Origin of the sequence: Enterobacter cloacae complex sp. IR5401, from assembly GCF_049238425.1 — a bacterium.
Lineage (GTDB): Bacteria > Pseudomonadota > Gammaproteobacteria > Enterobacterales > Enterobacteriaceae > Enterobacter > Enterobacter hormaechei_C.
Window position 1 is genome coordinate 144479 of the sequence record NZ_JBMKHN010000008.1, and the last position, 12795, is coordinate 157273.

Annotated in this window: 14 protein-coding genes; 5 read left to right on the forward strand and 9 right to left on the reverse strand. The window is 50.9% G+C overall.

The genetic code is table 11. From position 1 onward, the window contains the following. Positions 1-10 precede the first annotated feature (10 nt). The 3 genes from ACOTX1_RS14055 (at position 11) to ACOTX1_RS14065 (ending at position 2488) form a co-directional block, all read left to right on the forward strand. Positions 11-892, forward strand: a complete 882-nt coding sequence (locus ACOTX1_RS14055) for a LysR family transcriptional regulator (protein ID WP_023314988.1) — start codon at positions 11-13, stop codon at positions 890-892. Between the two features lie 32 nt (positions 893-924). Further along, positions 925-1719 carry an SDR family NAD(P)-dependent oxidoreductase gene (locus ACOTX1_RS14060; protein WP_022651983.1) on the forward strand — a complete coding sequence of 265 codons (795 nt, stop codon included), beginning with the start codon at positions 925-927 and terminating at the stop codon, positions 1717-1719. Between the two features lie 106 nt (positions 1720-1825). Beyond that, positions 1826-2488, forward strand: a complete 663-nt coding sequence (locus tag ACOTX1_RS14065; protein ID WP_003861228.1) for an HAD family hydrolase — start codon at positions 1826-1828, stop codon at positions 2486-2488. 60 nt (positions 2489-2548) lie between these two features. On the opposite strand, the gene ACOTX1_RS14070 is transcribed toward ACOTX1_RS14065, so the two are convergent. The 8 genes from ACOTX1_RS14070 to pcoA all read right to left on the reverse strand — a co-directional run bounded on the left by ACOTX1_RS14070 (position 2549) and on the right by pcoA (position 10853). After that, positions 2549-3574 carry a TerC/Alx family metal homeostasis membrane protein gene (locus tag ACOTX1_RS14070; RefSeq protein ID WP_015571505.1) on the reverse strand — a complete coding sequence of 342 codons (1026 nt, stop codon included), beginning with the start codon at positions 3572-3574 and terminating at the stop codon, positions 2549-2551. 427 nt (positions 3575-4001) lie between these two features. Next, complete coding sequence (locus ACOTX1_RS14075; protein ID WP_263522263.1) at positions 4002-4436, reverse strand: copper-binding protein; 435 nt, start codon at positions 4434-4436, stop codon at positions 4002-4004. Positions 4437-4653: 217 nt separating this feature from the next. Continuing rightward, a complete protein-coding gene (gene pcoS, locus ACOTX1_RS14080) occupies positions 4654-6054 on the reverse strand; it encodes a copper resistance membrane spanning protein PcoS (protein WP_001211179.1) in 1401 nt (466 codons plus the stop codon). Beyond that, positions 6051-6731: a copper response regulator transcription factor PcoR gene (pcoR, locus tag ACOTX1_RS14085; protein WP_001188930.1), complete on the reverse strand. Its 681-nt coding sequence runs from the start codon at positions 6729-6731 to the stop codon at positions 6051-6053. The genes pcoS and pcoR overlap by 4 nt, the downstream gene beginning before the upstream one ends. Positions 6732-6785: 54 nt before the next feature. Further along, positions 6786-7664 carry a copper resistance inner membrane protein PcoD gene (gene pcoD / locus ACOTX1_RS14090; RefSeq protein WP_229692861.1) on the reverse strand — a complete coding sequence of 293 codons (879 nt, stop codon included), beginning with the start codon at positions 7662-7664 and terminating at the stop codon, positions 6786-6788. Positions 7665-7719: 55 nt separating this feature from the next. Further along, positions 7720-8100, reverse strand: a complete 381-nt coding sequence (gene pcoC, locus ACOTX1_RS14095) for a copper resistance system metallochaperone PcoC (RefSeq protein ID WP_000025662.1) — start codon at positions 8098-8100, stop codon at positions 7720-7722. 39 nt (positions 8101-8139) lie between these two features. Further along, positions 8140-9030, reverse strand: a complete 891-nt coding sequence (gene pcoB, locus ACOTX1_RS14100) for a copper resistance outer membrane transporter PcoB (protein WP_001378118.1) — start codon at positions 9028-9030, stop codon at positions 8140-8142. A 5-nt stretch (positions 9031-9035) separates the two neighbouring features. Next, positions 9036-10853 carry a multicopper oxidase PcoA gene (gene pcoA / locus ACOTX1_RS14105; RefSeq protein ID WP_000925240.1) on the reverse strand — a complete coding sequence of 606 codons (1818 nt, stop codon included), beginning with the start codon at positions 10851-10853 and terminating at the stop codon, positions 9036-9038. Between the two features lie 234 nt (positions 10854-11087). Here pcoA and ACOTX1_RS14110 point away from each other — a divergent pair, with 234 nt between their 5' ends. Together ACOTX1_RS14110 and ACOTX1_RS14115 are read left to right on the forward strand one after the other, a co-directional pair. Further along, a complete protein-coding gene (locus tag ACOTX1_RS14110) occupies positions 11088-11537 on the forward strand; it encodes a copper resistance protein (RefSeq protein WP_001023257.1) in 450 nt (149 codons plus the stop codon). Positions 11538-11825: 288 nt separating this feature from the next. Next, positions 11826-12563, forward strand: coding sequence for a peptidoglycan DD-metalloendopeptidase family protein (locus ACOTX1_RS14115; protein ID WP_000287501.1), 738 nt, complete (start codon positions 11826-11828; stop codon positions 12561-12563). A gap of 33 nt (positions 12564-12596) precedes the next feature. Here the strand turns inward: ACOTX1_RS14115 and ACOTX1_RS14120 are convergent, their stop codons facing one another. After that, positions 12597-12794, reverse strand: coding sequence for a DUF2933 domain-containing protein (locus ACOTX1_RS14120; protein WP_000843494.1), 198 nt, complete (start codon positions 12792-12794; stop codon positions 12597-12599). Between the last annotated feature and the right edge of the window lies 1 nt (position 12795).

The following is a 12795-nucleotide window of genomic DNA, read 5'->3' on the forward strand; positions in this document are numbered from 1 at the left end:
TAGATTAATTATGCACAAGACGACGCTCGAACAGTGGGCCTTGCTGGAGAGAGTCATCGAGGCTGGCAGCTTCGCTAAGGCGGCGGAAGAGACCTACCGCAGCCAGTCCTCGGTCAGCTATAACCTGTCGCTTTTGCAGGAGCGGCTGGGCGTGGCGCTCCTGATGACAGAGGGACGGCGTGCCGTGCTAACCCCGGCGGGTGAGCTGTTGCTGAATCAGGTTAAACCGCTGCTGAAAGCCTTCGCCTATGTTGAAACGCGCGCTGCGACCCTGCGCAGCGGGATGCGAACCCGTATCGACCTGATGGTAGACAGTATTTTTCCGCGTAGCCGGCTGTTCGCGATTTTGCGCCAGTTTCAGCAGCTGTACCCGCAAACGCAGGTGCGGCTTACCGAGGTGCTGGAAAACAGCCGCGCAGATGCGCTCAATGATGAAGCCGACGTGATGGTCTTAACCCGCCGCCAGGACATTACCGGCCTGGGCGAATGGCTGATGAATATCGATTTTGTTGCCGTCGCGCATCACGCGCACCCGCTGTTTTCGCTGGATACGCCGCTTAATGACGAGATGCTACGGCCGTGGCCGCGCATTCAGATCGCAGACAGCCAGCCCACCACTCACCCCACCGGGGAGTCGTGGACATTCTCCACTATCGATGCCGCGATCGAAGCGGTGATGTATCAGGTTGGATACGGCTGGTTACCGGAAGAACGCATTCAGACCCCGCTCCAGCAGGGCATCCTTAAAACGCTGCCGCTCAGCCACGGCGTGCGTCGCGCCACGCCGCTGCACCTCATCGTCAAACGCTCCCTCAGCCCGCTGGACGAGCAGGTTGAGACGCTGTTGCGCCTTTTTAAGCAGGAGCCGTCATCGTCAACTGCTACGCTTTAAGTTTTGAACCATAAAACGACAAGGAGTGAACGATGAAAATCGATTTAACGGGGAAAGTAGCGCTGGTGACCGCGTCCACCGGCGGTATTGGGTTTGCCATCGCCCGCGGGCTGGCGGAGAGCGGTGCGGAAGTGATCGTAAACGGACGCAGCGTCGACTCGGTGAATAAAGGCATTCAGGCGCTACAGCAGGTGGTGCCTGGCGTACAGGTCCGTGCCGCCATCGCCGACCTGAGCTCGCAGGAGGGCGTTGACGAACTGCTCAGGGTCGCCACGCACGTCGATATTCTGGTGAATAACGCTGGGATCTATGGCCAGCAGGATTTTTATTCCACCGACGACGAGACCTGGGAACGCTACTGGCAAACCAACGTGATGTCCGGTGTGCGCCTCTCCCGTGCCCTGCTGCCCGGCATGGTACAAAAGGGCTGGGGTCGGGTAGTGTTTATCTCGTCAGAATCGGCCTGCAATATTCCTGCGGATATGATCCACTATGGCGTGACAAAAACCGCCCAGCTCTCGCTGGCGCGCGGTCTGGCGAAGTTCGTGGCAGGCAGCGGCGTGACGGTGAACAGCGTACTGCCGGGCCCGACAATGTCGGACGGTTTTGCCGCGATGATGAAAGACGAAATCGAAAGAACCGGTAAATCGCTGGAGCAGCTGGCGAAAGCGTTCGTGATGGAGAATCGTCCCAGCTCGGTTATTCAGCGCGCCGCAACGGTAGAAGAAGTGGCGAATATGGTGGTGTATGTCTGTTCCATGCAGGCCTCCGCGACTTCCGGCGCGGCGCTGCGCGTTGACGGTGGCGTGGTGGATGACATAGTTTGACCCGTCAGGCCACAGGTTCAGGAAAAAATGCGACCTGATATAAGGACTATGAAGGTAAAGCAGGTAAACTAGTGAACAGAATGTGTATTTCAGCTAAGACGTATTTATGACCAATATGATTGCCGACGAAGCCGTGGCGAAGTCCAGCGTGCTCTCTGTCTTTGACTTTGATGGTACGTTGACGCACCACGACAGTTTTATCCCGTTCCTGCGCTTTGCCTTTGGCAAGCGCTACTTTGCTGGCCGACTGGTGCGCATGGCCCTGCCTACGCTGCACTGTGTGCGCCGCAAGCTGACGCGAGATGAGCTGAAAGAGGTGTTGATCAAAACCTTCCTGACGGGGGTGGATGAGCACTGGTTACGTCAGCAGGCGGAAGCCTTCTGTGAAAAATACTGGAACAAGCTGATGCGCCCGGAAGGTGTGCTGGCCGTCGCCAACGAGGTCAATTCCGGTGCGGAAGTGACGATTTGCTCTGCTTCCCCGGCGCTGGTATTGCAGCCGTGGGCCGATAAGCTCGGCATTAAGCTGATTGGCACGCAGCTGGAAGTGAAAGACGGCAAGCTGACCGGGCGGATCACCGGCCACAACTGCCGGTGTGCCCAGAAGGTGGCGAGGCTGGAGAAGGTGTATGGGGATTTGAACGCGTATCACCTGCGCGCCTGGGGCGACACGCGTGGCGACCACGAGTTGCTGGCGGCGGCGCAGGATCCACACTGGCGGCATTTTCATCATCCGAGCAAGCGCCGAAATTCACCAATTAAGGGTTAGGTGCGGCCCGGTGCCCTCACCCCGGCCCTCTCCCACAGGGAGAGGGAGAAAAGCGGTACATCAGGCCTCACGTTTTCCCGGGAACATCACGCTCGCAATAATCCCCAGCGCCAGTACCCCCAGCACCACAAACAGGCTTGCCGTGGCGCCGATGTTATAACCGTGATGCCAGAAGTGGTCGGTCGCATTCAGCCCCAGCTTGAACGCCACGAAGAACAGCAGTAACACCACCGCTTTCTCCAGATGCACCAGATACTGCTTCAGCGCTTCCAGCACAAAGTAGAGGGTACGCAGGCCGAGGATCGCGAACATCATTGCGCTGTAGATAATCAGCGGCTCACGGCTGACGGCAATGATTGCGGGTACGGAATCGAAGGCGAACATCACGTCGGACAGCTCCACCACCGCAACACAGAGCAGCAGCGGCGTCGCGTAGCGCTTCGCCTTCTTCACGCGGCCTACCATTACATCCTTGTTTTCAGGCTTCTCCAGTTCGGCATCCACCTCTTTCTGGGTCAGGATAAACGCATGGCTGCTGATTTTTGGCCACACCGGGTAGAAGCGTTTCACCAGGCGGTACGCCAGATGGTTGGAATAATCTTCTACTTCATCGCTCTCTTCATTGCGTTTCAGCATCATCACCGCCGTCCAGCCGACGACCAGCGCAAAAATGACCTCAACATACGGCCCCAGGCTCAACAGACTGGTGCCGATGGCAACAAAAATACCGCGGAACACAATCGCCCCGAGCACGCCCCAGTAGAGCACGCGGTGACGATATCTATCCGGCACGCCGAACCAGGCGAAGATCGCCATCATCACAAACAGGTTGTCGACGGAGAGCACCTCTTCCAGCGCATAGCCGGTCAGGAACAGACTGGCCATCTCCGCGCCGTGGTGCACGTATAAAAATCCGGCGAAGGCCATCGCCATCATGACCCAGAAGATGGACCACATAACCGCGCTTTTCAACGAGATCGGTTTATCGTGACGGTGCATGAAGAGGTCGATAAACATCGCCCCAACGGCCATCACCACGAAGACAACAACGGTTTCCGTCGGGAAACCGAGATGAGCAGCAGACATAGACAACCCTTTTAAGAAGACAAAACACCATGCACACAATAAAAAGCGTGGGCCCGTTAAGGACGCATCACGCTAAAAAATAAATATTAACCGTTCTTTTCAGGTGTGTAGAGACATTAAAGTTGTATCCTTTAACCTGAAAAAGACTTTAAAGTTGTAAAGTTTTAAAAAAACACATACAAAACATGATGCTAAGTGTGTATCACACGCTGTTCCAACATTATGCCTTGATGTTCTTGCAGGAACTGCAATTTACAGGAGGAAAAAGGTGTTTTTGTAGTTATCTGGCGTTACGTGACAGTGTTGGTCAGATACTTCCACCTCTTCAGAGTTAAAGTTTGATATATGGGAAAAAAAACGCTCCCGGACGGGAGCGTAAGCCAGTGACTTCGGCGTCAAATGAGGGTCTAACAAGTGGAGCTGCGGGTTAATTCTGGGTGATCTGACTGCGATGCTTATCAGCCTGCTGCTGGTGAACAACGGAAGACTGACCATTATTCGCCTTCTCATGTACAGCTGCGGCCTTCTCATGCTCGCTCATTTCAGAAAATGATTTTGCTGTTTCGTTGGTAGCTCCGGGTTTAGCTTTCATCATTTTTTTATGCATTTCAGCCATGTCCTGGTGGGCAGCAGAATTGCTGTTTTGCATCATGTCATGGGACATTGCGGCCTGATCGTGACTGCTCATATCCATCATTGTCATGCTGTCTCCCTGAATTGCACTTTTTTCAGCAGATGACTGCATCTGTTGGGCAGGTGCCTGTGCATTATTTACCTGGTCATGCATGTTCATTGTCTCTGCAGCCATGGCAGATGAAGCGGCAGCCATAATGGCAACAAATGATACGAGAATCTTTTTCATGGTTGGGTCTCCGGTGTTTACATACCCAAACAATCAATGGCTTATAACAGAGAAAGCAGTTGATCTCAGGGCGGGTTAATCATCACTCCAGGAACCAGGTGATTGTGTTATCACGCTGCTCCTGATTTATGAATAATTATAAAAAACCGCCTCTGTTTATCGCGTGACTGAATGATGACAATTTTGTCACCTTCCAGGTTTCTCCTGAACAACGGGATTAATCCATTAACAGGCGCACTTTGAACACAATTTCACGCCCCTGCTGTTCTGCTGACAGCTCGCCGCCGTGAGCATGAATGATCGACCTTGTAATTGATAATCCCAGCCCCGCGCCTTCCGTGTTGTAGAACCTTGATGAGTCTGCGCGATAGAACCGGTCAAACAAACGTTCCAGATTAGCGGGAACCTGGCCGGACATCGTATTCGTAATCATCACGTTCACACAGTCACTGTCACGCTCAAGGTGTATCGCTGTACAGGTGTTATCGGGAGAATACTTGATTGCATTGGAAAGCAGGTTACTGAAAGCACGTCGGAGCATATCGCTGTCTCCGGCAACAACGCCCTCTCCTTCAACCGTGATTGTCTTTCCTGTTTCGTCTGCCAGGGGCTCGAACAACTCACGTAATTCATTCAGTTCGGCTGCCAGATCCACATCATGTTTATCCAGCCGCAGCAGACCATGCTCTGAACGTGCCAGAAAAAGCATGTCACTGGTCATTCGTGACAACCTTTTCAGTTCTTCCAGGTTAGCGAATAAAATTTCGCGGTAATGCGAAACATCCCTTTCCTTAGCCAGTGCAAACTGCGTCTGCATCATCAGATTACTGACTGGTGTGCGCAGCTCATGCGCGATGTCAGACGAGAAATCTGACAGTTTCCGGAATGCCCCCTCCAGGCGATCAAACATATTATTGAACTCCTGCATGGTCTCAGAGATTTCCGGCGGAGCCAGATCGGGATTTAGACGCTGATCCAGGCTGTGTACGGTCATGGAGGAAGCCAGACTGGTCATTTCCCGTAGCGGTTTCAGACCAATACGTGTGGTCAGCCAGCCCAGAAAAACAGAAATAAAGACCAGACCGATATTGAACCAGAACAGCCAGGTACTGAGTTTGTCCATAAACAGGGTGTGATACCCAGTATCCGTGGCAACCGTAATGATGACATGTTTGCTTTTACCCTGTTCCGGCGTCACGGCAACCCGCCGCGAGATACTGCGGTACACGGTGTTATTTTCTTCCGTCTGGATCATATAGTCGAGAATATCACCCGACTTATTAAGCAGGATCGCTGGAACAACAGAATTTTTGGCATAGAGTTCAACAATTTTTTCATTTTCCATGTTTTTTATAGAAATGAATAAGCCATTGTGCCCCACCATCGCATCGTTTATTTTTTCTGATAATGACTTAATATCCGTTTTGTTCCTGAACGTCTCTGTTTTAAGAAACTCTTCGGTGAGCTGAAGTTTACCTGTCAGAAAATCGCGGTCCTGATTATCGAAATAGCCATTAAGGGTGCTAATCAGGATAAAACTTGATAACCACCATACCGTAAGCATCACCGCAGAAAAAATCAGGCTCAGGCGTGTGGTCAGGGAAATTTTGAACCTCACTCTTCTCTGATCTCCAGGACATATCCGGCACCGCGAACGGTATGGATCAGTTTTGGCTCAAAGTCATCATCAATTTTACTTCTCAGACGTCTCACGGCGACATCAATCACATTCGTATCACTGTCAAAATTCATGTTCCAGACCAGGGACGAGATAAGACTCCTGGGTAACACTTCTCCGGTGCGTTGCAGCAGCAACTCAAGCAGAACGTATTCTTTACCGGTGAGATGGATCTTCTTCCCCGAACGGATCACGGTCCGGCGCACCATATCAACGGTCATATCGGCGATGGTGCAGACTGTTGCGGCCTGCGAGCGTGCCCGGCGCAGTAGGGTTCTTACACGTGCAACCAGCTCCGTAAAATCAAAGGGCTTAATCAGGTAGTCATCTGCGCCAAGCTCCAGTCCTTTCACTTTGTCCCGCACGTTGTCCTTTGCGGTTAAAAACAGGACCGGTTCTTCGTGCCCGGACTCCCTCAGTGCGCTGATGATTTGCCACCCGTCGAGGAAAGGCAGCATCACGTCCAGTATTATCAAATCATACTGTCCCTTCGACGCGGCCCCGAGACCATCGCGGCCATTATTAAAGAGATCGGCCTGATAGCCTTCCTCAACCAGTCCCTGCTGCAGGTAACGACCTGTTTTTTGTTCGTCTTCAACGATTAAAATACGCTGCATGGTCAACTCGCTGATATGAAAGTAAAAATCTCACGCATGAGCTTTGGCTGTCCCCTAGCTGACCTGAGACGGAGCAAGCATTCCGAGCCACGCTACGGCGCCCAGAATGATAATCGCAACAACGAATTCTGTCAGGATGCTGTTTCGCATCAGGGCAACGCTGCGATCATAATTCCCTTCCCTGACCATAACTTCAAGCCGGGGACCCAGGTGAAACCGGTTTGCTGCAGCCAGAAGAAGCATCAGAACAAACAGAGCCGTCTTGGCAAGCAATATCCTCCCCCAGGAACTGTTGAATAAGGGAGTTAAGTTACCCTCAGCAATATACAGATAGTTGACCAGCGCACTCAGGATCAGGGCTACAACAATCACCGTTCCTGCCGTGGCAAATTTTGCCAGGGAGTCAGATATCACAATGACGCTCTGTGCATTATGCTCGTTTCTGCGCATCAGCAGGATAGCAAATGCAACCAGAGCACCTGTCCAGGCACCTGCAGCGCCGAGATGGGTCAGATCGCTCAGTAAATGGAGATAGTAATGCAGACCGTCATGCATAACGGCGTGTCCTCCCCAGGCAAGTGTAGCCAGCGCCACGCCCCCACTCATCGTCATCAGCAGGCAGGACAATACTCTCTTATTAGTGTAAAGGAACAAAGCACCGAGTGTGGTAAACAGGGCACAGAGCCTGACAATCCAGCTAATACCCACATCAGTTTCTTCTATCACCATCTCGATAACATGGATGGATAATTCTCTGAGGTCAGTTACTCCACTCATGGCATTAGATACCAGGAGCATATTAATGCCAGTAAGAATGATGCCTGTAACAACAGCAAAAGTTATAAACGACCTGAAATTAGTCAGGTTATAGGTTTCATGTCTGACACCGCTTATTCCATATATCTGAAAAAATGGCAATCCAAATATTACCATCAAATCCAGATAAAGAAGAAAACGAATAACAATCATAATCAGGTCGTTCATAATATTACTTCACTGTAAAGGTGTAATTACCGGTAATAGGGTGCGTATCTGAAGAAACCGCGCGCCAGTCAACACGATAAGTGCCAGCGGGTAAAGGCTCTCGCGGAATAATGACCATCGATTTAGGGTCAGCGCCTGGCGCCACTTTTGCCGCGACCGGCATCGGAGAATGTGATGACATGCCTTTCATACCCGTCATCGTTAATTTTGCACCTGAGAATTTCACGGTCAGATTTTCCGAGAAATTAAGCTGAATCTTTTCCGGGGCCGCTACGGCTGAATCAGCCTGTGGCACAGAGCTTTTTAATTCCGGATGGGCCATAGCAGAGAAAGCAACGCCCATAACGAGGCCACCTGTAAGAATGGCTTTATTTAAAATCGACATTTTATTTACCTGTTTAGTTGAGTGTTTTATATCAGTGCGTTAAAACCAGATTCTGGCTCCCGCCAGGAATACTACCTGATGGTCTTTCTCACCTTCTCTTTTCGCCATATCGGATGTTTTCCCGTAAAGTTGATTCCAGGAAACGCCTATATAGGGTGCAAACTCACGGCGTATTTCATAGCGCAGCCGGAGCCCCAGCTCTGTGTCAGTCAGTCCCCTGCCGCGACCCCGCGATTCATCATCCTGACTGTAGAAATTCACCTCATAGGATGGCTGGAGTATGAGCCGGTTAGTCAGTAAAACGTCGTATTCTCCTCCCAGACGAAGGGCTGCTTTTCCGCCATTACTGACAAAACCCGTAATTTCAGACTCAAAATTATAGAGTGCCAGCCCCTGAAAACCGACAGCAGCCCAGGTCCGGGCAGAAGCAGGTCTGAAATCCTGCCTGACACCCGCAACCAAATCCCACCATGGGCCAACCGCATGTCCCCAGAGTAACTGCGCTTCAGCCGCCTCCGTTTCCCCATTGCTTCGTTCACCTTCACTCTTTAGCCAAATCCGATCTGTGTCGCCTCCAATCCAGCTGTTAACACTCCAGCTGAAATTGTTGGTGTTATCCGACCGTTGCCATTCCAGTTGATCCAGCAGAACCAGATAATTAATCGCACTGTCGTGAATCGCATGCCCCTGTAAATTGCCGAATGCAGCCTTCCGGTCGGCATCGGTAACAGGCGGAATTGGCGTTCTGCTCTCAGTTACAATGGGCTCCATTGACGTCATCTCAGTGAAATTCTCATCTGCTGGCATCTGCATGGCAGACATGTCGTGCCCGGCGTGGGGATCTGCAGAGACGGAGCCCGCCGCAATAGAAAGCTGTGAGGTAAACAAACCGGCGACCAGAACAGGTATGGCCTTCAAATTTCTCTTCATTCGCATCATTCCTCCACCCGGACTTCACGAAACATTCCCATTTCCATGTGATAGAGCAAATGGCAGTGATACGCCCAGCGGCCAAGCGCATCTGCTGTCACTCTGTAACTGCGTTTTGTACCAGGGGGAACATCTATTGTGTGTTTACGAACCATGAAATTACCGTTTTCATCTTCCAGATCGCTCCACATACCATGCAGGTGAATGGGGTGAGTCATCATGGTATCGTTGATCAGCGTGATCCTGAGCCGCTCACCGTATTTCAGCAGCACCGGTGCGGCATCTGAAAACTTGATTCCGTTAAATGACCAGGCAAACTTTTCCATGTGGCCGGTTAAATGCAGTTCTATGGTACGGCCAGGTTCACGTCCGTCAGGATCCTCAAAGCGGCTTTTCAAATCCGCGTACGTGAGAACCTTTCTTCCGTTATTTCGAAGACCAATACCCGGATCATTTAATTTCGGAGAGACGCTCATCGCCTGCATATCAACCAGTGGGTTATCCGTTTCTGACGCAGGATGACTTTGCATACCCGGCATTCCGGCCATCCGGGAATGATCCATACCGGCCATGCTGCTGTGATCCATGGGCGCGGAGGATGTCCCGCTATCCGGAAGGTCAGCACCGTCCATAGACATCATCTCTCCGCTGTTATCCATGCCTCCCATCTGGCTGTGGTCCATTCCTGCCATATCATGTCCCATTCCCCCCATACCCATATCTTCCATGGTCAACAGAGGACGGGGATCGAGGGGGGGAACGGCAGCACTTAACCCCTCTCTCGTGGCCAGTGTCCCTCGAGCGTAACCGGTCCTGTCCATGGATTGTGCGAAGATGGTATAGGCCTCACCCTGAGGCTCCACAATGACATCATAGGTTTCGGCAACGGCAATCCTGAATTCGTCAACGGTAACCGGGTTTACATACTGGCCATCTGCAGCCACGACCGTCATTTTCAGCCCGGGGATACGGATATCGAAATAGGTCATTGCCGAGCCGTTGATAAACCGTAAGCGTATCTTTTCACCGGGACGGAACAGTCCGGTCCAGTTTTTCAGCGGGGCCTGCCCGTTCATGAGATAGGTGTAGGTGTAGCCACTGACATCCGCGAGGTCAGTCGGATTCATTTTCATTTCAGCCCACATTTTCCGATCGGCAATGGTGGCTGACAGCCCCCTGGTATTCACGTCGCGGAAAAAAGAGCCAACGGTTGGTTTATTGAAATTGTAGTAATCCGACTGTTTTTTTAATTTTTTCAGCAGGCTGTGAGGATTTTCATCGGTCCAGTCAGACAACATGACCACATGCTCACGATCGTAAGTAAACGGTTCTGGCTCCCCGGCATCGATGATAATGGCACCGTATACCCCCTCCTGTTCCTGCAGACCGGAATGGCTGTGGTACCAGTAAGTCCCGTTCTGCTTAACCTTAAAGGTGTAAACGTAGGTATCATCAGGCTCTATGCCCATAAAACTCAGCCCCGGAACACCATCCATATTGGCCGGAAGAATAATGCCGTGCCAGTGAATGGACGTCTGTTCATTAAGACGGTTTTTGACCTTCAGGGTAATGGTGTCACCTTCTTTCCAGCGAAGAACGGGCCCCGGCAGGCCTCCATTGATTGTTTTGGCCTGACGCTCACTGCCCGTGATATTGACGGCCGTTTCACCAATGGTCAGGTCAAACTGAGTACCCTGCAGGGATGCGGCAACTGGCAGGCTCAGACTGGAACGCGCATTGAAACTCCATACGCCAAGACTTCCGGCTACGCCAGAGAGGGTTAACCCCTTCAGGAAAGTTCGTCGAGACGTTTTCAACAGCATGCGCATTCCCTTATTTAAAGTATGGTTACTGACAGAATTCGAGAACCGATTTAAATTAAATTACTGGTTCATCCACTTACAATGAAATGAATCTAGCACCCCTTAAGAAACAAATTCATTACAATCGTGTAATGTACATAGCTGTATTACATTTACGTCATCTTCCCCACAGGTTGATTATTTTTATATATGATCATAAGGACATCTTTTATGTACCTCAGAAGGTAATTACACATGAATATATTAATCACGACCACTGCGTTTACAGCTTTATTTTGTGGGGCAGCTTTTGCTCAGTCCAGTGATATTGCCCATGAAGCACATCGATTTGTTAATAATGCCTCAGCCGTCAGTCATGTGAATTCCTCGACGCATGAAAACTTACCGGACAGGGTTAATAAAAACAACACGCCCTCATTCTCTGAAATGAATGAACATGAAAGGGCCATTGTTGCTCATTCATTTATGAACAACAGCGCGTCCTATGCGCATCAGAAAATGATTGAGGAACATAAAAAAATGCTGTCCGGCAGTGATGCAAATTCAAAGACCTCGTCTTCTTCTTTTAACGAACTGAATGCCGGAGAAAAAGCCGCTCTCGTGCATGAGCAGGTCAATAATGCCGGTGCGGAAGCACATCAGACGCAGGCAAGAAAGCTTCGCGGGCTGTATTCGACCAGGTAACTGCAGGCGGGTTAGTGCTTAGCGTCAGGTGCGCAGCAGGGCTTTACTGACGGGTTACGTAGCAGGACATGAGCCCCATATTGCTCTGCCGTAACCTGTTTCAGTCCCGTTAATCATCACCGTCGGGCTGGTCATACAGTTCCCAGAGCTTCAGGAGCAAACGGGAAACAAGATATGTTACAAAAATGACGACCATCAACGGTGCTCCCGATTAACTGACAGATGACACGCCTCCTGAAAACCCCTAGCATACGCCGCAGTGTTCATGCTAACGGCGAATTCCAGTAAATGTATTCTACCGATGTCGTAAAAGAAAATGCCTACCTTTCAGCCACCCGCTCGGGGCTGGAATCGAACGAGATCGCTACTCTTCAGCGCTCCTTGCCTTCCCGGTTTAATCTGCGGCATTTGAAAAAAAATGAATCATTAAAACTCGTACTGCAAAAGAAAGCGGGAAAATCACGTGTCGTGGCCTATAAATTTACGTCCGGTTCATTTAATTACACGGCGTATCGTATATCAGATAAAAAGTTCTATAACCTTTCCGATACTTCCGGGAAAGGCAGTCTCGATTATCCGTTACCGGCCACAGCAAGACTCAGTTCGCCTTTCAATCCTGCAAGACTTAACCCGGTATCGGGAAAAGTGAGTCCCCATAATGGCATTGATTATTCCATGCCCATGAACACGAAAATAGTCAGCGTCATCGACGGAAAAATCACCCGGGCCGAATACAACAGTACCATGGGATATTTTGTTGAAGTAACGGGAAAAGCCGGTGTTAAAACTCGCTATCTCCACCTCAATAAAATACTCGTTACTAAAGGGGCCAGGGTTACACGGGGAGGTGCTATTGCGTTATCCGGTAACAGCGGACGTTCATCCGGTCCTCATCTGCATTACGAGCTGGTCATCAATAACAACCCTGTTAACTCTCTGGCGTTCCGGGCAGCGGCACCCGCTGATAACAAACTCGAACAGCATGCCTTTGCGCATGCCAGAGACTACGAACGATACCTGGACTGATAACGGGACCGCGACGCGGCCCCGTCTGCCGGATTAATTTTTTTTATCGTTTTCACTTCCGTGATGTTGATGATCTCCATGCCCTCCGTGGCCGTGGAAAAGATGCATTAGCGGGCAGACCAGCAATAACAGATATGGCCAGTAACCTGCCACATGTGACCAGTGTTCGCGCAGGAGGGCAAATGCCGCGATCGCGGCGACAGCAATAAGCGCATAGGTGGTACTTTTCATA

What these genes read in the sequence shown, in the direction of transcription:
- ACOTX1_RS14055 (WP_023314988.1), top strand. Translation starts at nt 11, where the DNA reads ATGCACAAGACGACGCTCGAACAGTGGGCCTTGCTGGAGAGAGTCATC.
- ACOTX1_RS14060 (WP_022651983.1), top strand. Translation starts at nt 925, where the DNA reads ATGAAAATCGATTTAACGGGGAAAGTAGCGCTGGTGACCGCGTCCACC.
- ACOTX1_RS14065 (WP_003861228.1), top strand. Translation starts at nt 1,826, where the DNA reads ATGACCAATATGATTGCCGACGAAGCCGTGGCGAAGTCCAGCGTGCTC.
- ACOTX1_RS14070 (WP_015571505.1), bottom strand. Translation starts at nt 3,574, where the DNA reads ATGTCTGCTGCTCATCTCGGTTTCCCGACGGAAACCGTTGTTGTCTTC.
- ACOTX1_RS14075 (WP_263522263.1), bottom strand. Translation starts at nt 4,436, where the DNA reads ATGAAAAAGATTCTCGTATCATTTGTTGCCATTATGGCTGCCGCTTCA.
- pcoR (WP_001188930.1), bottom strand. Translation starts at nt 6,731, where the DNA reads ATGCAGCGTATTTTAATCGTTGAAGACGAACAAAAAACAGGTCGTTAC.
- pcoD (WP_229692861.1), bottom strand. Translation starts at nt 7,664, where the DNA reads ATGGTAATATTTGGATTGCCATTTTTTCAGATATATGGAATAAGCGGT.
- pcoC (WP_000025662.1), bottom strand. Translation starts at nt 8,100, where the DNA reads ATGTCGATTTTAAATAAAGCCATTCTTACAGGTGGCCTCGTTATGGGC.
- pcoB (WP_001378118.1), bottom strand. Translation starts at nt 9,030, where the DNA reads ATGAAGAGAAATTTGAAGGCCATACCTGTTCTGGTCGCCGGTTTGTTT.
- pcoA (WP_000925240.1), bottom strand. Translation starts at nt 10,853, where the DNA reads ATGCTGTTGAAAACGTCTCGACGAACTTTCCTGAAGGGGTTAACCCTC.
- ACOTX1_RS14110 (WP_001023257.1), top strand. Translation starts at nt 11,088, where the DNA reads ATGAATATATTAATCACGACCACTGCGTTTACAGCTTTATTTTGTGGG.
- ACOTX1_RS14115 (WP_000287501.1), top strand. Translation starts at nt 11,826, where the DNA reads ATGTATTCTACCGATGTCGTAAAAGAAAATGCCTACCTTTCAGCCACC.
- ACOTX1_RS14120 (WP_000843494.1), bottom strand. Translation starts at nt 12,794, where the DNA reads ATGAAAAGTACCACCTATGCGCTTATTGCTGTCGCCGCGATCGCGGCA.